Origin of the sequence: Altericroceibacterium spongiae, from assembly GCF_003610805.1 — a bacterium.
Lineage (GTDB): Bacteria > Pseudomonadota > Alphaproteobacteria > Sphingomonadales > Sphingomonadaceae > Altericroceibacterium > Altericroceibacterium spongiae.
This window is the reverse complement of record NZ_RAPF01000004.1, coordinates 294371-315341: the sequence shown is the minus strand read 5'-3', so window position 1 is coordinate 315341 and position 20971 is coordinate 294371. Positions and strand designations below refer to the sequence as shown.

Annotated in this window: 21 protein-coding genes and 1 tRNA gene; 6 read left to right on the top strand and 16 right to left on the bottom strand. The window is 60.1% G+C overall.

Features of this window, described 5'->3' with window-relative positions; translation table 11 throughout:
• Positions 1-6: 6 nt before the first annotated feature.
• From mraY to D6851_RS09820, 11 genes are all read right to left on the bottom strand, one after another.
• Positions 7-1077, bottom strand: coding sequence for a phospho-N-acetylmuramoyl-pentapeptide-transferase (mraY, locus tag D6851_RS09865; RefSeq protein ID WP_120324703.1), 1071 nt, complete (start codon positions 1075-1077; stop codon positions 7-9).
• Positions 1078-2535, bottom strand: coding sequence for a UDP-N-acetylmuramoyl-tripeptide--D-alanyl-D-alanine ligase (locus D6851_RS09860; RefSeq protein ID WP_120324702.1), 1458 nt, complete (start codon positions 2533-2535; stop codon positions 1078-1080).
• Complete coding sequence (locus D6851_RS09855; RefSeq protein ID WP_120324701.1) at positions 2532-3998, bottom strand: UDP-N-acetylmuramoyl-L-alanyl-D-glutamate--2,6-diaminopimelate ligase; 1467 nt, start codon at positions 3996-3998, stop codon at positions 2532-2534. The genes D6851_RS09860 and D6851_RS09855 overlap by 4 nt, the downstream gene beginning before the upstream one ends.
• Positions 3998-5719 (bottom strand): peptidoglycan D,D-transpeptidase FtsI family protein, encoded by a 1722-nt coding sequence (locus D6851_RS09850; protein WP_120324700.1) that lies wholly within the window; start codon positions 5717-5719, stop codon positions 3998-4000. Before D6851_RS09850 ends, D6851_RS09855 begins: the two co-directional genes overlap by 1 nt.
• Entirely contained in the window at positions 5716-6231 is a 516-nt protein-coding gene (locus D6851_RS09845; RefSeq protein ID WP_120324699.1) for a hypothetical protein, read from the bottom strand. The genes D6851_RS09850 and D6851_RS09845 overlap by 4 nt, the downstream gene beginning before the upstream one ends.
• Complete coding sequence (gene rsmH / locus D6851_RS09840) at positions 6228-7169, bottom strand: 16S rRNA (cytosine(1402)-N(4))-methyltransferase RsmH (protein WP_120324698.1); 942 nt, start codon at positions 7167-7169, stop codon at positions 6228-6230. The genes D6851_RS09845 and rsmH overlap by 4 nt, the downstream gene beginning before the upstream one ends.
• Positions 7166-7666 carry a division/cell wall cluster transcriptional repressor MraZ gene (locus D6851_RS09835; RefSeq protein ID WP_238474024.1) on the bottom strand — a complete coding sequence of 167 codons (501 nt, stop codon included), beginning with the start codon at positions 7664-7666 and terminating at the stop codon, positions 7166-7168. Before D6851_RS09835 ends, rsmH begins: the two co-directional genes overlap by 4 nt.
• Positions 7667-7895: 229 nt before the next feature.
• Entirely contained in the window at positions 7896-8795 is a 900-nt protein-coding gene (locus tag D6851_RS09830) for a Gldg family protein (protein ID WP_183030049.1), read from the bottom strand.
• 16 nt (positions 8796-8811) lie between these two features.
• Positions 8812-9156, bottom strand: coding sequence for a hypothetical protein (locus D6851_RS17755; RefSeq protein WP_238474030.1), 345 nt, complete (start codon positions 9154-9156; stop codon positions 8812-8814).
• Positions 9157-9200: 44 nt separating this feature from the next.
• Entirely contained in the window at positions 9201-10196 is a 996-nt protein-coding gene (locus tag D6851_RS09825) for a cysteine synthase A (RefSeq protein ID WP_120324696.1), read from the bottom strand.
• A gap of 62 nt (positions 10197-10258) precedes the next feature.
• Complete coding sequence (locus D6851_RS09820) at positions 10259-10576, bottom strand: 2Fe-2S iron-sulfur cluster-binding protein (protein WP_120324695.1); 318 nt, start codon at positions 10574-10576, stop codon at positions 10259-10261.
• Positions 10577-10682: 106 nt separating this feature from the next.
• Between D6851_RS09820 and D6851_RS09815 the strand changes: the two genes are divergently transcribed.
• Positions 10683-11300: a DNA-3-methyladenine glycosylase family protein gene (locus D6851_RS09815; RefSeq protein WP_120324793.1), complete on the top strand. Its 618-nt coding sequence runs from the start codon at positions 10683-10685 to the stop codon at positions 11298-11300.
• A gap of 28 nt (positions 11301-11328) precedes the next feature.
• Here D6851_RS09815 and D6851_RS09810 read toward each other — a convergent pair whose 3' ends face one another.
• Complete coding sequence (locus D6851_RS09810; protein ID WP_120324694.1) at positions 11329-11946, bottom strand: hypothetical protein; 618 nt, start codon at positions 11944-11946, stop codon at positions 11329-11331.
• A gap of 173 nt (positions 11947-12119) precedes the next feature.
• On the opposite strand from D6851_RS09810, the gene D6851_RS09805 reads away from it, so the two are divergent.
• The gene (locus D6851_RS09805) at positions 12120-14078 is read left to right on the top strand and encodes a S9 family peptidase (protein WP_120324693.1); all 1959 of its coding nucleotides are present in this window, start codon (positions 12120-12122) and stop codon (positions 14076-14078) included.
• 61 nt (positions 14079-14139) lie between these two features.
• On the opposite strand, the gene D6851_RS09800 is transcribed toward D6851_RS09805, so the two are convergent.
• Positions 14140-14427, bottom strand: a complete 288-nt coding sequence (locus D6851_RS09800) for a 4a-hydroxytetrahydrobiopterin dehydratase (protein WP_120324692.1) — start codon at positions 14425-14427, stop codon at positions 14140-14142.
• Between the two features lie 53 nt (positions 14428-14480).
• Here D6851_RS09800 and ccmA point away from each other — a divergent pair, with 53 nt between their 5' ends.
• Entirely contained in the window at positions 14481-15059 is a 579-nt protein-coding gene (gene ccmA / locus D6851_RS09795; protein WP_120324691.1) for a heme ABC exporter ATP-binding protein CcmA, read from the top strand.
• A gap of 41 nt (positions 15060-15100) precedes the next feature.
• Positions 15101-15730, top strand: a complete 630-nt coding sequence (gene ccmB / locus D6851_RS09790; protein WP_183030059.1) for a heme exporter protein CcmB — start codon at positions 15101-15103, stop codon at positions 15728-15730.
• A 93-nt stretch (positions 15731-15823) separates the two neighbouring features.
• Here the strand turns inward: ccmB and D6851_RS09785 are convergent.
• Positions 15824-15909, bottom strand: a tRNA-Tyr gene (locus tag D6851_RS09785).
• Positions 15910-16052: 143 nt separating this feature from the next.
• On the opposite strand from D6851_RS09785, the gene rlmB reads away from it, so the two are divergent.
• Both rlmB and D6851_RS09775 read left to right on the top strand, forming a co-directional pair.
• Positions 16053-16844: a 23S rRNA (guanosine(2251)-2'-O)-methyltransferase RlmB gene (gene rlmB / locus D6851_RS09780; RefSeq protein WP_120324689.1), complete on the top strand. Its 792-nt coding sequence runs from the start codon at positions 16053-16055 to the stop codon at positions 16842-16844.
• A gap of 22 nt (positions 16845-16866) precedes the next feature.
• Positions 16867-17727, top strand: coding sequence for a hypothetical protein (locus tag D6851_RS09775; protein WP_120324688.1), 861 nt, complete (start codon positions 16867-16869; stop codon positions 17725-17727).
• 155 nt (positions 17728-17882) lie between these two features.
• On the opposite strand, the gene D6851_RS09770 is transcribed toward D6851_RS09775, so the two are convergent.
• Positions 17883-18155 (bottom strand): HU family DNA-binding protein, encoded by a 273-nt coding sequence (locus D6851_RS09770; protein WP_120324687.1) that lies wholly within the window; start codon positions 18153-18155, stop codon positions 17883-17885.
• Positions 18156-18401: 246 nt separating this feature from the next.
• The gene (gene lon / locus D6851_RS09765) at positions 18402-20792 is read right to left on the bottom strand and encodes an endopeptidase La (protein ID WP_120324686.1); all 2391 of its coding nucleotides are present in this window, start codon (positions 20790-20792) and stop codon (positions 18402-18404) included.
• Between the last annotated feature and the right edge of the window lie 179 nt (positions 20793-20971).

Sequence of the window (20971 nt, the reverse complement as noted above, 5' to 3'; positions counted from 1 at the left end):
GCCCCGTTACCTCAGCTTCAGTGTGGCAAGACCGAGAATAGCCAGCACTATGGAGACGATCCAGAAACGGATAACCACTGTGCTTTCCGCCCAGCCAAGCTGTTCGAAATGGTGATGGATCGGTGCCATGCGGAAAATCCGCTTTCCGGTTCGTTTGAAGAAGAACACCTGAATGATAACCGATGCGGCCTCCAGTACGAACAGACCGCCCACAATGGCGAGCACGATTTCGTGATGCGCTGCCACGGCGATGGCCCCAAGCGCGCCGCCAAGTGCAAGACTGCCCGTATCGCCCATAAACACAGCGGCAGGCGGCGCGTTGAACCACAAAAAGGCCAGCCCTGCCCCCATAATCCCTGCGCACAGAATCGCCAGTTCGCCCGCGCCCGGAACATAGGGAATGCCGAGATATTCGGAATAGTCCACACGCCCCACCAGATAGCAGATGATGGCAAAAGTGCCCGCTGCAATGATGACCGGCATAGTAGCCAGCCCGTCCAGCCCGTCCGTCAGATTGACAGCATTGCCCGCTCCAACAATCACAAAAGCGGCAAAAACGTAATAAAACGGCCCTAGCGGAATCGCCCGGTCGGAAAAGAAGGGCACATACAGATTGGTGTTGAGCTGACTGACGATGATCCACGAAGCGATCCCCGCCACGATAAATTCCATCAACAGGCGGACTTTGCCCGAAACACCCTTATGGCTGGCCTTGGTCACCTTGTCGAAATCGTCGAGGAAACCGATCAGCCCGAAGCCCAGCGTCACCGCCATACAGGCCCAGACGAAGGGATTGGTCAGATCCATCCACAGGAGCATGGAGATAGCCAGAGAGATGAGAATCATCAATCCGCCCATGGTCGGCGTACCACGCTTGGCGAGATGGGTCTTCGGCCCGTCTTCACGAATCGGCTGGCCCTTGCCCTGCCGGACCCGGAGCATGAGAATGAAACGCGGGCCAATCACCAGACCGATCAGAAGCGCGGTCAGCAAAGTCGCGCCGGTACGGAAGGTCTGATACCGGATAAGGTTCAGAATTCCTTCAAACTCAAGCCATTGTGCAAGAAAATAGAGCATTCAGCTTTCCCTGGCGGTAAAGTGCGCGACGACGCGCCCCAGTCCCACCGAATTCGATCCTTTTACGAGAACGGCATCGCCGGCGAGGAGGCCGAACTCCTCCAGAGCCGCAATAGCTTCGCCCGGCCCGGCGCAATGGGCAAAGGGGATGGCCTTGCCAAGCGCCTTTTGCGCTTCGCTCCCCAATTCCCGTGCCAGTGCGGCCATTTCATCACCCACCAGCACCGCAAAATCGACATTGGCCTGAAGCAAAGGGTTGGAAAGCTGCGCATGAAACCCTTCAGCAAAATCACCTAATTCCTTCATGGCCCCCAGAACAACGATACGGCGTGAGGCAGGTGTTTGCCCCAATTGTGCAAGAGTGGCACGCATCGACGCCGGGTTCGCGTTATAGCTTTCATCGATGAACAGGGCATGGCCGCCCGGCGCCTGAATTTTGTGCCTTGCGCCACGCCCTTTCAGCCCTCCCATTTCAGACAGAGCCAGCCCCGCTGCACCAAGATCGCCCCCGGCCGCTTTCACCGCCCCCATGACCGCGAGCGAATTGGCCACCCAGTGCTCACCCGGCTCGGCCACGCTGTAGCACAGCCTCTCATCGCCCAACGCAGCCGTGACCAGCGAGCCGCCATTGGCTGCGGGAATTGCATCGAGCAGGCGAATATCGGCATGATCGGCCCGTCCGAATCCCATCACCCGTATGCCGCGCGCAAGGGCAGCTTCGCGCAGCCGTTCGAAATGCCGGCTATCGGCTGGAATGACAGCCGTCCCGCCGGGCTCCAGACCTTCGAAGATTTCCGCCTTGGCGTCGGCAATCGCTTCTTCGGACCCGAGATTTTCAATATGGGCCGGTGCGATCGTAGTGATGACCGCCACATGCGGGCGGACCTGCACGGTCAGTTCAGAAATCTCACCCTTATGGTTCATTCCCATCTCGAAAATGCCGTAGGTGCTGCGCGAGGGCATCCGCGCGAGACTGAGCGGCACGCCGACATGATTATTGTAACTGCGGACCGAGCGATGCGCACTGCCCCGGCTGGAGCGTTCAAGCGCAGCAAAAATCGCTTCCTTCACGCCGGTCTTGCCGACCGATCCGGTTACGCCGATAATGCAGGCTGCCGCCCGCTTACGGGCAGCAGCGGCCAGCCGCTCAAGCGCCCGGTTGGTATCGTCCACCAAAATATGCGGCCAGTCTATCGGATGATCGACCACCGCTGCACTGGCGCCATTGGCAAAAGCCTTGTCGAGAAAACGATGACCATCCGTCGTGTCGCCTTTCAACGCAAAAAACAGATCGCCGGAGCGCACATCGCGGGAATCGATTTCGACACCCGCTACGCGGAAATCCCCGCTGGCCACACCGCCGGTCGCTTCGGCAATCGCCCGCGCATCCCACAGACTTGTCGAAAGTGCATCGCGATCGCGCTGCGGCCAGTGGAGAACCTGCTGCAACGCGTTCATGTCTGCCCACCCGCTTCGGCAGCGCATTCGCGCGCTACGGTCACATCGTCGAATGGCAGCACACGCATGGTCTCTCCTGAACCGATGATCTGGCCCTGCTCATGGCCCTTGCCTGCAATCAGAACAATATCGTGAGGACCTGCCTGACGTATTGCAGCGGAAATTGCTGCCCTTCGGTCGCCGATTTCCACAGCTTCCGCAGCGCCTTCAAGCACTTGAGCGCGAATCTTTGCAGGATTTTCACCGCGCGGATTGTCGTCGGTAACGATCACGAAATCGGCAAGGCTGGCCGCCATATGCCCCATAGCCGCCCGTTTACCCGTGTCACGATCACCGCCGGCACCGAAAGTGACGATCAGCTTGCCCGAAACATGCGGACGCAAAGCCTGAATGGCGGCGCCCAACGCATCAGGCGTATGCGCATAATCGACATAGACGGGTGCACCAGCAGCGCTGATAACGGCGCGCTCCAGCCGGCCGCGAACCGGCTGCAACCGATCCAGTGCGTCGAAGACCCGTTCGGGGTCGCTCCCGGTTGCAATACAGAGGCCTGCTGCGACCAGCGCATTGGCGATCTGATAGGCACCGATCAGCGACAATCTGACAGTCCGCTCCTCACCCCTGAAAGCCAGCGTCAGTTCCTGCCCCAATTGCCCGGCGCTTTGTCCGATGAGGCGGATATGCTGCCCGCGATGCCCCACCGTTAACACGGTCAGGCCGCGTTTTTCGGCCCGGGCAATCGCTCTGGCCGACCAGTCGTCATCAGCCCAGATGACCGCCACACCATCATCCACAATCACTTCATCGAACAGACGCATTTTGGCTGCGAAATATTCCTCCATATCGGCATGATAATCGAGGTGATCGCGGCTGAGATTGGTGAAAGCACCCGCTTTGACCGGCAACCCTTCATTGCGGAATTGCGAAAGCCCGTGGCTCGAAGCTTCATACGCCACATGGCTGACCCCTTCGCGCGCCAGACCTGTCATATTGGAGAGGAATGTCACAATATCGGGCGTGGTAAGGCCGGTGGAGACACTTTCATCGGGCGTCGTAACGCCCAGCGTCCCGATAGAAGCCGCGCGTTCGCCCGTCATGCGCCAGATCTGGCGCGTCATTTCCGCTGTAGAAGTTTTGCCGTTGGTCCCGGTCACCGCCACGATAGTGTCCGGCACAGGACGAAAGAATTGCGCCGCCAGCAGAGCGAAAGCCCGGCGCGGTTCATCATCGGCTATATGCAGCGCGCCTTCCACGCTCGCTTCAGGCCGCGCCACCACGGCAATGGCTCCGGCAGCTATCGCAGCGGGAATGAAATCTTCACCATTGGCTCTGGCGCCCTGAAACGCCCCGAACACGGTACCCGGTGCGACTTTCCGGTTATCGATGGCAAAGCCCGTCACCTGGCGATCGGAACCGGGCTCCTCATCGCGTCCCGCAAGCTGCAACAGCTTCGCCAGCTTCATCACTCACCTCCATGCACGAGCGGCTTCAGATCGGAGAGGTCAATATCGCGTGAACTGTCCGGCTTCACCCCCAGCATGGGACCAATTCGGGGGACAAGTCGCCCGACAATCGGGGCAGCGTTCCATGCTGCGGTGCGCTGATAGGAGCTCGCCTGCGTCCCTTTGGGCTCATCCAGCATGGCAATCACGACATAGCGCGGCTTGTCCATCGGGAAAGCGGCGGCGAAGGTCGAAACCAGCGTGTGATGGCGATAACCTCCCTTGCCCGGCTTTTCAGCCGAACCGGTCTTGCCACCCACACGAAAACCGGGTGCATCGGCGCTGCGTCCCGTGCCATAGACCGAGACCATTCGCAGCAACTGGTTCATCCGCGCGCTGGTGCTGGCCTTGAAGACGCGCCGCCCGCGCGCAGCTTCTCCAGGCTTGACCTTGAGCAGGGTGGCCGGGCGCCAGATTCCGCCATTCACCATCGCCGCATAGGCAGAGGCAAGATGCAGTGGCGTCACAGCCACACCATGGCCATAGCTCACCGTCATCGCCCGCAGCCGGCTCCAGTCGGATTTCTGCCAGATCGGAAAGCCGCGCGCGGGCAGTTCGATATAGGGCCGTTCATTCATACCGAGCTCAGCCAGTGTTTTCTTCAGCCGCGCTGCGCCCAGCCGGTCGGCAATCTGCGCGGTGACGATATTGGACGAATGGATCAGCGCTTCGGGGACATTAAGCGTGTCGCCCATCGGATGGCTGTCCTTGATGTGAAATCCACCGATCGCCAGCGGCTTGCGTGACTGATAGCGGCGCGAAAGATCGGTGATGACGCCATCGTCGATCGCTGCCGCCACAGTCAGCGGCTTGAAGGTCGAACCGAGTTCATAGACCTGATTGGTCACCCGGTTGAACATGTTCTTCTCGCCTTCCGCATCGATCTTGTTGGGATCGAATTCGGGCAGCGAAGCGAGCGCCATGACTTCACCCGTATCGACATCGAGGACGATACCCGCGGCCCCCACCGCATCCACCATCAGCATACCGCGACGCAGCTCGTCTTCCAGAGCACCCTGCACCCTTGTGTCGATCGACAGCTTCTGCGGTGCAGAACGCGTTGCCGGATCGGTCAGTTGCTTGTCGAGCACCTGCTCCATACCCACACGCCCATGCCCGTCGGCTGCGACATAGCCGAGAATATGTGCTGCCATTTCTCCCTGCGGGTAATAGCGGTCCTTCTCCTGTGGCAGTTCGAGCGCAACTTCGCCGATTTCGTGGACCTGATTGGCTTCTTCGGGCAGTACCCGGCGACGCAGATAGCCTGCTTTGCCCGACGCCAGCCGTTCAGCGACATCCTCTTCATCGAGATCGGGAAAAATCGCCTTGAGCCGCGCGGCGACTTCTTCGGGCGATTTCACCAGTGGGGAACCATCGTCCCCCATCGCCCGGGGATTATACCACAAGGCATAGGCCGGGAAGGCGCGCGCCAGCGGCACACCGTTGCGATCGGTGATTTCCCCGCGGGAAGGCAGCAGCGCTTCGGCCATGGAGCGGGTCTGCGGCGCAGGCTGGACGATGCCGATATAGGCAAGACGAAAAAGGGCCGCACAGGCGACCAGAGTAAAAACGACGATGATGATGAGCACCCGCAGGCGGGCGGTCAGCAGCGAATGCTGTTTGATATTAACGAGCCGAACCCGGCCCTTGCCCAAGGCAGCACTCGCTGTCAGTGCGGTCATTCAGTACCGCCTCCCGCCACAGCGCCCAGCGCAATTCGCATTGGGCCGCTATCACCGAGAGGACTTCCCGAAGCCCGGCCATGCTGCCCGCCCGGCGCGATAATCTTCTCATCTACCGGCTTGCCGGTTAGCGGCGAGACGAATTGCGGGAATGGCGGTGCGCCATCGGCATCGCCATTGCGCGCCACCCGGATCGGTTCAGGTGCTCCGACAGCTCGCGGCGTACCGAGGCTCGCCAGTTGCCGTTCATTTTCGATGAACTGCCCTGCACTGGGCGCGCGATAGCCAAATTCGAGCCGGTTCCAATTGGCCAGTTGCTGCTGACTGGCCCGCGTTTCGAATTCGGTTTCCAGCAGTAATTTAGCATTTTCGAGACTAACGATCTGCCGTTCCGCACGCACGACATCGCTGCGCACGGCATGCACTTTCAGATGCAGCATCAGATAGAGCCCCGTGCATAAGGCCAGCACAGCGATCCAGCCAATACGGCGAATGCGGCTTTGCGATGTCATGCGACCTCCCTTATCGGTGCTGTCGTGCGTCTCGCGCTGCGCAGGGTTGCGGAGCGTGCACGTGGATTTCTGTCTGTTTCACTGTCGGATGGGCGGATGGCTTTGGAAACATCGGCGAACACCGCCTGTGTCCGATCGGCCACCAGCGGCATATGGCGCGATCCGCGGGCATTGCCGCCCGACGCATCGCGCAAAAAACGCTTCACAATGCGGTCTTCAAGGCTGTGAAAACTGACAACGGCCAGCCGCCCGCCGGGCCGCAGCACATGCTCTGCCGCACGCAGACCGGCTGTCAGTTCGTCCAGCTCGGCATTCACGTGAATACGAATGGCCTGAAAACTGCGGGTCGCCGGATCCTTGGGCGCGCCAGGACGATAGCCCAGCGCCTTGCGAACCACCTGCGCCAGCTGCGCAGTCGTTTCCAGCGGGCGCGCCGCGACAATCGCCCGTGCCACACGACGCGACTGACGCTCTTCACCGTACTGGTAAAGCACATCGGCAATCAGACTTTCATCGGCATTGTTAAGAAAATCGGCCGCGCTTTCGCCATCCTGACTCATCCGCATGTCGAGCGGCCCGTCCTGCGAGAAAGCAAAACCGCGCCCTGCCTGATCGAGCTGCATGGACGACACGCCGATATCCATTGTCAGGCCATCCACCTTTTCGACACCTTGCCCGGCAAGACTCTCGGCCATTTCGGAGAAACGGCGCGGATGCAGGATCAGTCGCGGCGGCGTTGTCTGGGTTTCGCTCCATTGGTGCCCCGCCGCAATCGCATCGGGATCGCGGTCAAAAGCATGGACGGTGGCGCCCGCATCGAGCAAAGCGCGCGTATAGCCGCCCGCACCGAATGTGGCATCGACGATGACATCACCCGGTTTCGGCGCCAGAGCGGCCACTACTTCATCGAGCAGGACGGGGATATGCGGCGCGTTCATGCCTTTTTCCCCCTGGCTGCGTTTTCCGTTTCGAGCTGACGGCAGGCTGCCTGAGCAGGCTCCCAGCCCGGCCCCATCTGATAGAGTTCCTCCGGGTTCCACAGCAGGAAAAAGCTACCAGCCCCCTGAAAGAACACACCTTTTTCGAGCCGCCCCAGTTCCGCGAGGTGATCGGGCATCACGAAGCGACCGCTGGCGTCGAAAGGCAGTTGGGAAAAACCATAAAGCTGCATCGCCCGCATATCGCGGTCGAAATCACGACCGAGGCGCAATGCGCGTTCTTCTTCGCGGTCGATCTGGGTTTCCAGCTCACCGCGGCGACTTAGGCCAAAGCCAGTCAGGCAATTCCAGCGTTCATGCTTGGCAAGGCAAAGGATGCGGCCATCGCTCGATTCGGTAACGGGTTTGCGGAAAGCGGGCGGCAGCACATAGCGGCTCTTCTCGCCCCGAAGCGAAAAAGCTTGCCCGCTATATCCAATTGGCTGCGTCTCGGCCACTGAGCCTGCGCCCCTGTTTCCTACCCTGGTTACACACCATCGGCACAGAGCTTCTCCGCAAGGCGCGTGCGACCACACGGCCCGACACTCAGCTCATGAGCGCATGCCAAGAAACTTGCCCGATAAGGCAAGTCTTACCCCGACTGGAGACGGGATGGAAGGGGAAAACACGGGATATTCGGGGATATGAATATAAATTATTGTTTTTATTAAACTTTATGATGGTTACTTAAGTCTTACACCCCCTTGTAACAGCCCCTGAATCGGTCGCTTTTACGGGATATCCCGCAGCATCCCCGATCACTGCACGATGATCTCCCGCAATATCCCCGATCGGGCCATTCCGTTCACTCGCTTCCCGCACTTTCCCGTATGCGAGATTCGTCAGATAGCGCAGCGCAGCAGGGGCCGTACACGCTGCCAAAGTATGATCCAGCACAGCCCCGTCAGCCCAGATCACGACTCGCCCTTCCCCGATCGCGCATTCCGCCAGCACCCCATCCTGCGCCAGAGTGCATTGCGCAGGCGCTGCGCGATTCGTGTTCAACAGACTGAAAAAGCCGGGAAGATTAACCGGAAGCGATATTGCGCCATCGACTATTTCGGAGGGGCCTTCAGGCTGAAGGTCGTCGAAATGAAGCTGCAAACCCCAGCGGGCGAGTATCGGGGACAGCAAAATGACATCCTGCGGACGCCGTTTATCCCCGATGGGAAAGGCGGAATGACCGGTCATCATCGGATCGGCAAAAAGCAGCAAATGACCGCCCGAGCGCACCCAGTCATCCAGCGCGACATTTTCAGAAGGAGCCAGCGGGCGCGGTTGCGCGAGCAACAAAATGCGCTTGCCTTCCAGGTTTTCTGCGCTGAGCGTGCTGAGCGGTTCGAGCCGATAACGCTCTTCCAGCACCGCTCTTGCCCAGTGGGGTTCCGCCTTGCCTGTCAGCAGATCCCCGAATTTCCCCACTTCACCCCAATAGACCGGAATGGTCCCCATAATGGCCAGTTCTTCACGCCGCGGCGAAGATGTGTCCAACGCCCCCTGCCCCGCAGCGGCGGCACCGGCACCGGCCAGCGTCAGAGACAGCGTAAGCGTCAGGGCAAACCATATTCGCAAGGAAGCAGGCGACAAAAGTCTGCACACCCGGTCAGGGAATAATCTGGTCAGGGTCCACATCGCCGGACTGGGGCAGCATATTGGTTTCGGGCGACGGCTTTTCCGGTTTTTCGGAAGGCAGATCGGGCACGACACCGGCATCGGCCAGCGGATCGCTGCGCTGCGCATCTTCACTAGGGGCAATGGTCGGCGCAGCGTCGGGCACGGCGGTGGACTGGGTCTGCTGTGCCTGATCGATCACGACATTCGCCAGACCGACCAGCAGCAGCATTGCAGCAATGCCGGCAAAACCGACCTGAAGCCGCTGAATAGATTGCCTGCGCGAACCCGCCAGCGGCGCTTCGGCCTGCTCGCTACCTGTATCCAGCCCGAGCATTTCTTTCACATTCTGCGCCATAGAGCCAGATTACCATCTGCAGATTAACGCAGCCAGTCGAAAACCGGCAGCCCCTTCGATTCGAGCCATTCGCGATTATAGAGTGAGGAGAGATAGCGGAAACCGGTATCGCACAGGATCGTCGCCACGCGGGATTTCGACCCGAGCTTGCGGCCCAGCTCGATAGCGCCTGCCACATTGATCCCCGAAGACAGGCCGAGACACAGCCCCTCTTCACGCAGCAGGCGCGCCACCCATTTCAGCCCTTCCTCATCGGAAATGCGGAATTGCGTGTCTACCGGCGCACCCTCGAGATTAGCGGTGATACGGCCCTGCCCGATCCCCTCGGCGACCGAAGACCCTTCAGCCTTCAATTCTCCGCAGGCATAATAATTATAGAGCGCTGCGCCATAGGGATCGGTCAGCGCGATCGTGACATTCTCGTCATGCGCCTTCAGCCCCATGCCGACACCGGCCAGCGTGCCGCCAGTGCCCGCCGCGCAGGTAAACCCGTCGATCCGCCCGTCCATCTGCTGCCAGATTTCAGGTGCGGTGCTGTCGATATGCGCTTTGCGATTGGCGGTATTATCGAACTGATTGGCCCATACGGCGCCTTCGGTCTCTTCGGCAAGGCGGCGTGACGTATGCACGAAATGCCCCGGATTTTTGTAAGGCGCGGCTGGCACCAGCACAAGCTCGGCACCCAGAGCGCGCAACGTATCCATCTTCTCACGCGATTGCGTTTCGGGCATCACGATAATGGATTTATATCCCCTGGCATTTGCCACCAGCGCCAGGCCGATCCCGGTATTGCCGGCCGTGCCTTCCACCACCGTGCCGCCCGGTTTCAACAGGCCGCGTTCTTCCGCATCGCGAATGATCCACAAGGCGGCCCGATCTTTCACCGAAGCACCGGGATTGGCAAATTCGCATTTGCCGTAAATTTCGCAACCGGCTTCTTCGCTGGGGCCTTTGAGAAGCACCAGCGGTGTGTTGCCGATCAGTTTGAGCGTGTCGTCAAGAGCAGGAAGAACAGTCATGCCCCATGAGGTAGGGCGTCCTTTCCGCTTAGGCAACGCAGTAACGCTACGCCTCCGATAAATCAGTCTTCTTCGGCGATCCGCACTTTCAGACCGTCCAGCTCGTCGCGCATCGGGATCTGGCAGGACAGACGTGAATGCTCGTCACGATCATCGGAACTGTCGAGCAGATCGTCCTCATCCTCGCTCATCGGCGGAAGCATCGCCTTGAAGGCCGGGTCGACATGGACATGACAGGTCGCGCAGGAGCAGCAACCACCGCACAAAGCCAACAATTCATCGAACCCGTTATCGCGGATATTTTCCATCACCGTCAGGCCCGATTCGGCTTCGACTTCGTGTTCTTCTCCATCGCGATTGACGACGATCAGTTTGGGCATTGTGCTCGGTTCCCTGTATTGGCTAGCGGATATAAGCCGCCTTTGGCGAGGGAGCTATGGCAATTGCCCCCGTCTTGGCAAGTCACGGAACAGGAGTATGCGCGCTATGGGTCTGAAAAATGCGGAAATCCGCAAGGGACTGGACGATATTGCCGCGCGCGAACCCGCGATAGCCCGCGCACTGGAACTGGCAGGCTATCCCGAGGAACGCATTCGTGCGAGAGGTTACCGCACCTTGCTGCGCACCATTGTCGGCCAGCAGGTCAGCGTGGCGGCGGCGGCAAGCGTGTGGAACAGGCTCGAAACGCTGCTGGGAGAGGATATGCCGCCCGAAGCTCTGCTGGCACAGGATTTCGACACATTGCGCGGCTGCGGCCTGTCGCGCCAGAAACAGGGCTATACACGCAGCCTGTGCGAACTGGTGGTGAGCGGCGATCTCGATCTCGACAATCTGCCCGCGGATGATGAAGCCGCAATCGCCGAACTGGTACGAATCAAGGGTATCGGACGCTGGTCGGCGGAAATCTATCTTCTCTTTGCCGAAGGGCGGCCAGACATCTGGCCCGCAGGCGACCTCGCCGTGCAGGCAGGAATCGGCAAATTGCTGGGGCTGGCCGAACGACCGGGCGAGAAACAGACCCGCGCGCTTGCCGATCCCTGGCGCCCGCATCGCGGCTCACTCGCCATCTTCACCTGGCACTGCTACAACAATCCGGCCCTTTAAGGACCGGATATGCGAGGGCCGATGGGCATCAGCGTTTGCGATAGACCCAGTATTCGGGCCCCATCTGACGCTCCATCTCAGCCAGACATTCGCGATGGATTTCACGTACCCGTTCGGGCGTCAGCGCTTCGGCCGGGTCGATTTCCTCGATGGTTAGGGTGGATTTATCCTCATAAAGATGTTCGCCCTTCAGCCGGGCCTGATCGTCATAGGGCCAGACGAAAGCCTGTTTCGAACTCACCAGATAGAGCCCGTCATCCTTTTCCGCCCTATGGCCGAGCTTGCGCAATTCGGCGCCGGTCGACATCTGGTGAAACCACATTTCATCGGCGATTCCCCAATCGGCCACCGCCAGCATATCGCCCGAATTCCACAGCACGATATCTCCGATCGAGGCATAGAAGGCGGCCACGCCTTCGCGCCCTTTCACCACTTGCGGAGTTTCACCCCAGCTCACCCGGTAGACCGGATTGTCGCTCATCATGTCCTCAGCGGTGATCTCTTCGAACATGGCCGCGCCTTCGAGGTGCACATGACGCCAGAAATTGAGCAATATCGCCTTGTGGAAGGGGTTCTCCGTCCGGTGATACAATTCCAGCGTCGGATTCATGCAGTCATAAACGGCCTGTTCGTACCGGCTTGCCATTGGTCGCTCTCTCTTTCCCATTATGTTCTGTCGTCAGTCCTGTCGCTGGCGGATTATGCCCGTGCAGTTCCGGAGAACAATATTCCCCGCCGCCCCTTTCAGGACCCGCGCAGCATCGCCAGATAGAAGCCTATTCCGCCATCCCGGCATCTGTAAACCTCATGGGAGATTGCATGACCCTCAGCCCGGCAGCCGCAGCAGACCTCGACACCTTTCCCCTGATCCCGCGCGATGCGCTGTATGGAAATCCGACCCGCGCCGCAGGTCAGATCAGCCCGGACGGGAAATGGATCAGCTGGATGGCCCCGCATGAGGGGGTAATGAATGTCTGGATGGCTCCGGCGGACGATCTCACTGCCGAGAAACTGATGACCTGCGCCACAGAGCGGCCCATTCCGCAATATTTCTGGTCCCCCGATTCGCAGACCCTGCTCTATGTGCAGGATAAAGGCGGGGACGAGAATTACCTGCTTTACGGAATCGATATTGCCAGCGGCGAAGAACGCGCCCTGACGCCTTTCGAAGAAACCCGCGTGCAGATCGTCGGCACGTCGGAAACGATCCGTGACACGATTCTGGTCGGCCTCAACAATCGCGATGCGCGGCTTCACGATATCTACCGGCTCAATCTGCACACGGGCGAACTGACGCTGGTGCTGGAAAATCCCGGTTTCGTCTCCTTCCTCGCCGATGACAGCCTGACGCTGCGCTGGGCGATCCGCCCCAATGCACAGGGCGGGATGGATTTTTTCGAAATAACAGACGGCACGACCATAGCCGAAACCCCGTCCGAAAGCACTGCGCTGGAAGATGCGCTGACCACCAGCCCGGCCGGCTATACGGTGGACGGCAAAACGCTCTATTGGATCGACAGTCGCGGACGGAACACGGCGGCGCTGATCGCGCAGGACAGCGAAACGGGCGAAAAACGCGTGATCGCCGAAAATGACAAGGCCGATATCGGCGGCACGCTCACCCATCCAAAAACCGGCGAAGTGCAGGCCTATTCGGTCAATTACCTCGTCAATGAATGGGTCGTGCTCGATCCCGCGATCAAAGAATCGCTCGACTGGCTGGACAAGCAGCTCGAAGGCGAATTCGGCGTTTCCTCACGCACCGAGGAAGACGATCGCTGGATCGTCTGGAACGACCCGCTCGTCGCCCCGAGCCGGGCCTATATTTACGACCGCCGCGCACAGACGCTGGAACTGTTCTATACTACCCGCCCCACTCTGGAAGGTGCACCGCTCCAGCCGATGCACCCGCTCGAAATCACAGCGCGTGACGGGCTGGTTCTGCCCAGCTATCTGACCCTGCCGCCCGGCACCGATCCCGAAGCGAGCGGTATTCCGGCGAGCCCCGTTCCGATGGTGCTGCTGGTCCATGGCGGCCCCTGGGCACGCGATGTCTATGGCTTCAACCGCGCGCATCAATGGCTCGCTAATCGCGGCTATGCGGTGTTGTCGGTCAATTATCGCGGCTCGACCGGCTTCGGAAAGGATTTCATCACTGCGGCCAATCTCGAATGGGCGGCCAAAATGCATGACGATCTTATCGATGCTGTGGATTACGCTGTCGCCAAGGGCATTGCCGATAAGAGCAAGGTCGCCATTATGGGCGGTTCCTATGGCGGTTATGCCACGCTGGTTGGCCTGACCCAGACGGGGGACCGCTTCGCCTGCGGGGTCGATATTGTCGGCCCGTCCAATCTCGAAACGCTGCTGGAAACCATCCCTCCCTACTGGGAACCGATGATCGCCCAGTTCCATGAACGGATGGGCAATCCCAATACGGAAGATGGCAAAAAACTACTGCAAGAACGCTCCCCGCTCTACAAGGCCGGGCAGATCGAAAAGCCGTTGCTGATCGGTCAGGGCGCCAACGATCCGCGCGTCAAACAATCCGAAAGCGACCAGATCGTGCAGGCAATGCAGGAAGCCGGCATTCCGGTGACCTATGTTCTGTTCCCCGATGAAGGCCACGGCTTCGCCCGGCCTGAAAACAATATCGCTTTTAATGCGATTGCGGAGAATTTCCTCGCCACCTGTCTGGGCGGCCGGGCCGAAGCGATGGGTAAAACGGTCGCCGCATCGACAGCGGAAATCGTGACCGGGGCAGAACTGGTCCGTTAGGATCAGGCACTCTTACGAGCATCTATAGGGAGTCGGGCCACATATGCCGGCCCGGCTCCGCTCAGAAAGCCTCAATCGCTTCGGCCATTTTTATATCGCGCTGCGAAAGACCACCAGCGTCATGGGTGGTCAGCGTGATATCCACCCGGTTATAGACATTCGCCCATTCGGGATGGTGGTCCATCTTGTCCGCCAGCAGCGCAACGCGTGTCATAAAACCGAAGGCTTCGTTGAAATCGGCAAAAGTAAAACGGCGCGCAATCGCGCGGCCGTCCTCGCTGAGAGTCCATCCCGCAAGCGCCGTCAGCGCCTCATCGCGCTCGCTCGGGGTCAATCGGGAAATTGCCATGGCCTGTCTCCTGAACTTGTCGCTGGTGATCCTTTGGCCTAACGCCTGAGATCATGAAAGAGTGCCGTCTCGCTGCCCATGACCTTGCCTGTTTGCGCGGCGAACGCTTGTTGTTTCGCCATTTATCGCTCAGTCTGTTCCCCGGAGAAGCCTTGCATCTGGCCGGACCGAACGGAATCGGCAAATCCAGCCTGATCCGCATTCTCGCCGGCCTGCGGCGCCCCTATGCAGGTGATGTGCAGCGCGACGGAGCTATCGGCCTGCTCGATGAACATCCTGCGCTCGATGAACATCTGCCGCTCGCCAAAGCGCTCCGCTTCTGGGAACATCTGGACGGCAGCACAGCAGCCGGATGGGACAGTCTCGGCCTCGAACGGTTGCGCGATGTGCCTGTGCGCTATCTCTCCACCGGCCAGCGCAAACGCGCAGCGCTTGCCCGCCTTGCCGGGCAACAGGCCCCGATCTGGTTGCTCGATGAGCCGCTTAACGGGCTCGACAGCGATGCTGTGGCCCATTGCGAGCGGATGGTGGCGGAACATTGCGCGGCAGGCGGTATTGCCGTCATCGCCTCGCACCAGCCTTTCACTATGGCAGGGCTTACCCGGCTGATGCTGGCGGAGCATGCTTTGTGAGCGCGCTTTTCACCCTTCTGCGGCGCGATCTCGCTTTGCTGATGCCCGGCAGTACGGGCGGTGGCGGACGACGCGGCGGCACCATGCTGCCGCTGCTCTTCTTTCTCGCCGTGGCCATGCTCTATCCCTTCGCCGTGGGGCCGGACGCGCCGCTGCTCGCACGCACCGGCGGCGGGGTGATCTGGGTCGCGGCGCTGCTCGCAGCGATTCTCCCGCTCGACCGGCTGCTGGCGCCCGATATGGAGCAGGGTTTCTTCGATCAATGGGCCCTGCGCGGCATTTCCGAAGAAATGGTCGTTGCGGTGCGCGTGCTGGCCCACTGGCTGAGCTTCGGCCCGCCGCTGATGCTGGCCACGCTCCCGGCAAGCGCCTTGCTGGGTATTGACGGGGAGACATTGCGCCTTGTCGAGCTGGGCCTGCTGGCCGGCACGCCGGGGCTCGCAGCCATCGGCATCATCATCGCCGCCCTGACCGTGTCTCTGCGCTCGGGCGCTGCGCTGTCGGGTCTGCTCGTGATCCCCCTCGCCGTGCCGCTGCTGATCTTCGGCGCGGGCAGCCTCTCGACCGGAGGCGAAGGCGGCCTGGCTCTCGCCGCCGCAATCAGCCTCGCGCTGGTCGCCGCAGCCCCCTTCGCCGCCGGAGCCGCCATCCGAGCCGCCCGCGAGGGCTGAGAGCCCTCACAGCGCCCTGTAGCGCCAGCCACCATCACGGCTCATGCCCGCTTATGGACATGCTGCTTGCCCAATTTTCCGGAAGGGGCGAGATGGTGGACAGGGCTGGATTCGAACCAGCGTACGCTTGCGCGGGCAGATTTACAGTCTGCTGCCTTTAACCACTCGGCCACCTGTCCACCGGGTCGCCGGTTGCGGGAAGAACCCGCTTGAAAGCCCTCTCGAAAGAAGAACCGTCCGGCCGAGTGCGGCGCTCAATGGCGAAGCGAGGCTTGCCTGTCAATGGGGGTGCTGGCATGCGCGGCATAAATAAGGAGATTTCATGGCCAAACGTGGTGATAAAAAAGCTTTGCGCGGGCGCGCAGGCAGAATGCAGGGGGGACGCGGCTCCGGCCGGGGGACGCAGGGCCATGTGCGGCTCTGGGGCCGCCATGCGGTCGAAGCCGCATTGATGAATCCCCGCCGGCAACACAGAAAGCTGTGGGCAACCCGCGAAGGTATCGATTCTCTCGACGGTGAATTGCCGCCAGATTTTCCTGTGGAATATGCTGCGGTCACCGATCTTGCCCGGCTCGTTTCGCGCGATGCGCCCCATCAGGGGCTCGTACTCGAATGCGAACCACTCGACGATCTGCATCTCGACGACGTGCTGGACGGTGATTCGCCGCGCCCCATCGTGGTGCTCGATCAGGTGACCGACCCGCATAATGTCGGCGCCATTCTGCGCTCGGCCGCGGCTTTCGATGCCGTGGCTATCGTGACGCAGGATCGCCATGCTCCGCCCGAGAGCGGCGTTGTGGCGAAATCGGCCTCTGGCGCGCTGGAAGTGGTGCCCTGGGTGCGCGTGGTCAATCTCGCCCGCGCGCTCGATGAAATGGCCGAAGCGGGCTACTGGCGAATCGGACTGGCCGGGGAAGCCGAATCCGGTTTTGCCGAAGCACTGCCCGCCGGACCGGTCGCGCTGGTGCTGGGGGCCGAGGGCGAAGGGTTGCGCCATAATATCGCACAGCATTGCGATGCGCTGGCCAGATTGCCGATCAGCGAGCGGATGGAGAGCCTCAACGTCTCCAATGCCGCCGCCATCGCGCTTTATGCCGCCGCGATGCGGACCTGACTTCAAGATTATAGGAATGACGATGACAAACTGGAAAAAACTGCGCCGCCCGGTGGCCGGGGCGCTGGCAGCCGGTATGGCGCTGTTGCTGGCTGCCTGCATGCTGATGCCCGGTACATTCGATTCGACCCTGCATTTGCGGCGCGACGGAACTTTCACCTTCACTTATACGGGCGACGTCTATCTGCTCGGTCTCAGCCAGATGGCCGAAATGGCCGATGAGGCTGACGGCTCAGCGGAATTCACGCCCCATTGCTACGATGAGGAAACCTTCGAGGATCGCGACTGCACCGAAGAGGAAACCGAACAGCAGCGCAGCGAATGGGAAACCCGCCAGGCCGATAGCGATGCGGAAGCCGAAATGGGCATTGCCGCGATGTCTGCCATGATGGGCGGAGTCAATCTGGACGATCCCGATGCCGGATCCGAAATCGCCGCCCGTCTGCGCCGTCAGGCCGGGTGGAAGTCAGTCGAATATGCCGGTGACGGGCTGTTCAAAGTCGATTTCGCCATCACCAGCACAATCACGCATGACTTTGTCTTCCCGACTTTCGAAGACATGCAGATGGCCGATAAATTCCTGATGGTGACCCGCCGCGCGAATGACACGGTGCGGATCAATGCGCCCGGTTTCGTTTCCGAAAAAGGGACTTCGATGAGCGGCATGATGGTCGCCATGGCCGAAAAGGAAAGCGACACGGATCTCAACCTGCCGGAAATCGACGGCACCTTCCGTGTCATTACCGATGGAACCATTCTGGCCAACAATACCGACGAAGGCCCGCAAGCCGCGCCCGAAAAGGACGATGGGCAGATGTTGCAATGGACACTCACCCCGCGCAGCCGGACCGCGCCCACTGCGCTGATTCAGCTCGAACCCTGAGCGCTTCGCGGCCCGGCCGATCCCGGCGGGGCCGTGAACACTCCCGCAAAGCTTCCCCCGATAAAGAGGGACATATACAAAAAGGCCGCTCCCTGAAGGGGCGGCCTTTTCCGTTCCTCCCGCCCGAAAGCGGCGAAACAAGTTGGAAAGGATGCTTAGTTCACGGCATCCTTGAGGCCCTTGCCGGCCTTGAATTTCGGCTGGGTCGATGCCTTGATGGTCATCGGCTCGCCAGTGCGCGGGTTACGGCCGGTCGAAGCCTTGCGCTTCGCAACCGAGAAAGTGCCGAAGCCGACGAGACGGACTTCATCACCCTTGGCGAGGGCCGTGGTGATCGTATCGAACACGCCTTCGACAGCCTTGGTTGCGTCGTTGCGCGAAAGACCGCTGGCATCCGCGACCGCGCCAATCAGTTCATTCTTGTTCATTATGTGAATAACCCCCTCAGGTTGTTCGTGTGGGAAAGATATTTGAATCGCCTCGCGATGCGAGGAATTGAGCCGTTTTTCATCGCTCTGTCAAAGGCTAAGCGTCGGAAAAATGCGGTTTTCTGGAAAGTTAGCGTCTCCGACAGTCGATGATGCGATGCAACAAGAGGGACATCTCCCTTCCGTTAACCACGGAATAGGAACACATCCCTCGATTGTGCAGTGCAGGCACGGCAGACCGGGCGCTTAATGCGCCGTACCGCGCCTTTGATCGGGTGCCGGCGGCGCTGGCTGGCTGGCCAGATCGTCCGCCTCGGTCCATTCGATCGCTTCGGGTTCGGATGTCAGAGCGATATCGAGCACTTCATCCACATGCTTCACGGGAATGATCGTCAGCCCCGTTTTCACATTTTCAGGAATTTCGGCCAGATCCTTCTGATTCTCATCGGGAATCATCACCGTGGTGATTCCCCCGCGCAAAGCTGCCAGCAGCTTTTCCTTGAGCCCGCCGATCGGCAGAACCCGGCCACGCAAAGTGACTTCGCCGGTCATCGCGACATCGGGCCGCACCGGGATACCGGTCAGCGTCGAGACGATCGAGGTCACCATGCCGATGCCGGCGCTCGGCCCGTCTTTGGGCACAGCCCCTTCGGGCAGGTGAATATGGATATTCTTGCGCTGGAAAATCGACGGCTTGATGCCATAGGCAGGCGCCCGCGCCTTGACGAAACTGAACGCGGTCTGGATCGACTCGTTCATCACTTCGCCCAGCTTGCCGGTCGAGCGGATTTCACCTTTGCCCGGTGTGGTCACGCTCTCGATCGACAGGAGCTGGCCCCCCACTTCGGTCCAGGCCAGCCCGGTTACGGCGCCAACCTGCGCTTCTTCTTCCGACATATCGTGACGGAATTTGCGCACCCCGGCGAAATCGCCGAGATTATCCGGTGTGATGGTGACGCTGGTCACTTCCTTTTCGAGAATCTTGCGCAACACTTTGCGGCACAGACGCGCGACTTCGCGTTCGAGCGTCCGGACCCCGGCTTCGCGCGTGTAATAGCGAATCAGGTCGCGCAAACCGTCTTCGGTCAGCTCGAATTCGCCCTTTTTGAGCCCATGCGCTTCGATCTGCTTGTCGATCAGATGACGCTGCGCAATCTCGACCTTCTCGTCTTCCGTATAGCCTTCGAGACGGATGATCTCCATCCGGTCGAGCAGAGCCTGCGGAAGGTTGAGCGAATTGGCCGTGCAGACGAACATGATATCGCTGAGATCGATATCGAGTTCGAGATAGTGATCCTGAAACTTGGAATTCTGTTCGGGATCGAGCACTTCGAGCAGCGCAGAAGCCGGATCGCCGCGGAAATCCTGCCCGAGCTTGTCAATTTCATCGAGCAGGAAGAGCGGGTTCGACGCGCCGGCCTTTTTGAGATTGGTCACGATCTTACCCGGCAGCGAGCCGATATAGGTCCGGCGATGGCCGCGAATTTCAGCCTCGTCGCGCACGCCGCCCAGCGACTGACGGATAAATTCACGCCCGGTCGCCTTGGCAATGCTTTTGCCAAGACTGGTCTTGCCAACGCCCGGAGGGCCAACGAGGCACAGGATCGGACCTTTCAGCTTGTTGGTTCGCGCCTGAACCGCCAGATATTCGACAATCCGGTCCTTCACCTTGTCGAGCGCATAATGATCCTGATCGAGGATTTCCTGCGCCTTGCCGATATCTTTCTTGAGGCGCGATTTCTTGCCCCAGGGCAGGCCCAGCAGCACATCGAGATAATTGCGCACCACGGTCGCTTCGGCGCTCATCGGCTGCATATGTTTGAGCTTTTTCAGCTCGGTCTGCGCCTTGGCCTTGGCTTCCTTGGACAGTTTCAGCGTGTCGATTTTTTCCTGCAATTCGGCCAGTTCGTCGGCCTCTTCGCCATCGCCATTACCCAGTTCGGACTGGATCGCCTTCAACTGTTCATTGAGATAATATTCGCGCTGGGTCTTTTCCATCTGGCGCTTCACGCGGCCGCGAATCTTACGTTCGACCTGCAGGACGGAAAGCTCCCCTTCCATGAAGGAGAAGACCATTTCCAGCCGCTTGAGCGGATCGGGTTCGGTCAGCAGAGCCTGCTTGTCGGAAACCTTGGAGGAAAGATTGGCGGCAATCGTATCGGACAGCTTGCCCGCATCGTCGATCCCGGCCAGCTCATCTTCCAGCTCATCGGGGAGCTTCTTATTGAGCTTGGCATATTCGGCGAACTGATCGAGTGCGGAACGCATCATCGCGGCGACTTCATTGCCGGCCGCCGTTTCTTCTTCCTGCACTTCAACCTGACCGACCACCAGACCGCCTTCTTCACGCATCGTGTCGAGCCGGGCGCGCTGCTTGCCTTCGACCAGCACGCGCACCGTACCGTCGGGCAGTTTCAGCAATTGCAGCACCTGCGCGACCACGCCCATATCATAGAGATCGGCGCGCTGCGGATCGTCACAGCCCGGATCGAGCTGCGCCAGCAGGAAAATATCCTTGTCACCTTCCATCGCCGCTTCGAGTGCCGCCACCGATTTTTCACGGCCGACAAACAGCGGAACGACCATGCCGGGGAAAACGACAATGTCGCGCAAGGGAAGCAGAGGGTATAAATTCATCAGTAATTCTGCCGTTCGTTGACAGCGCTTCACAGCGCCATTCCCGGTAAACCGGCTTGAGACCGATATGGGAACGCTGCCTTTATCCTGCAACGCCCGCTTCCATAACCATCCCATGCCTGCTCCGCACTATGGGCTATTTTCCCTGTCAGGCCAGAGCAGAAACCCCTAAAACGGCG

Bases quoted from the DNA above. Each gene is read 5' to 3' on its own strand.
- mraY (WP_120324703.1), bottom strand. From the start codon at position 1,077: ATGCTCTATTTTCTTGCACAATGGCTTGAGTTTGAAGGAATTCTGAAC.
- D6851_RS09860 (WP_120324702.1), bottom strand. From the start codon at position 2,535: ATGAACGCGTTGCAGCAGGTTCTCCACTGGCCGCAGCGCGATCGCGAT.
- D6851_RS09855 (WP_120324701.1), bottom strand. From the start codon at position 3,998: ATGAAGCTGGCGAAGCTGTTGCAGCTTGCGGGACGCGATGAGGAGCCC.
- D6851_RS09850 (WP_120324700.1), bottom strand. From the start codon at position 5,719: ATGACCGCACTGACAGCGAGTGCTGCCTTGGGCAAGGGCCGGGTTCGG.
- D6851_RS09845 (WP_120324699.1), bottom strand. From the start codon at position 6,231: ATGACATCGCAAAGCCGCATTCGCCGTATTGGCTGGATCGCTGTGCTG.
- rsmH (WP_120324698.1), bottom strand. From the start codon at position 7,169: ATGAACGCGCCGCATATCCCCGTCCTGCTCGATGAAGTAGTGGCCGCT.
- D6851_RS17755 (WP_238474030.1), bottom strand. From the start codon at position 9,156: ATGCTCGGGCTGGATACAGGTAGCGAGCAGGCCGAAGCGCCGCTGGCG.
- D6851_RS09825 (WP_120324696.1), bottom strand. From the start codon at position 10,196: ATGACTGTTCTTCCTGCTCTTGACGACACGCTCAAACTGATCGGCAAC.
- D6851_RS09820 (WP_120324695.1), bottom strand. From the start codon at position 10,576: ATGCCCAAACTGATCGTCGTCAATCGCGATGGAGAAGAACACGAAGTC.
- D6851_RS09815 (WP_120324793.1), top strand. From the start codon at position 10,683: ATGGGTCTGAAAAATGCGGAAATCCGCAAGGGACTGGACGATATTGCC.
- D6851_RS09810 (WP_120324694.1), bottom strand. From the start codon at position 11,946: ATGGCAAGCCGGTACGAACAGGCCGTTTATGACTGCATGAATCCGACG.
- D6851_RS09805 (WP_120324693.1), top strand. From the start codon at position 12,120: ATGACCCTCAGCCCGGCAGCCGCAGCAGACCTCGACACCTTTCCCCTG.
- D6851_RS09800 (WP_120324692.1), bottom strand. From the start codon at position 14,427: ATGGCAATTTCCCGATTGACCCCGAGCGAGCGCGATGAGGCGCTGACG.
- ccmA (WP_120324691.1), top strand. From the start codon at position 14,481: ATGAAAGAGTGCCGTCTCGCTGCCCATGACCTTGCCTGTTTGCGCGGC.
- ccmB (WP_183030059.1), top strand. From the start codon at position 15,101: ATGCCCGGCAGTACGGGCGGTGGCGGACGACGCGGCGGCACCATGCTG.
- rlmB (WP_120324689.1), top strand. From the start codon at position 16,053: ATGGCCAAACGTGGTGATAAAAAAGCTTTGCGCGGGCGCGCAGGCAGA.
- D6851_RS09775 (WP_120324688.1), top strand. From the start codon at position 16,867: ATGACAAACTGGAAAAAACTGCGCCGCCCGGTGGCCGGGGCGCTGGCA.
- D6851_RS09770 (WP_120324687.1), bottom strand. From the start codon at position 18,155: ATGAACAAGAATGAACTGATTGGCGCGGTCGCGGATGCCAGCGGTCTT.
- lon (WP_120324686.1), bottom strand. From the start codon at position 20,792: ATGAATTTATACCCTCTGCTTCCCTTGCGCGACATTGTCGTTTTCCCC.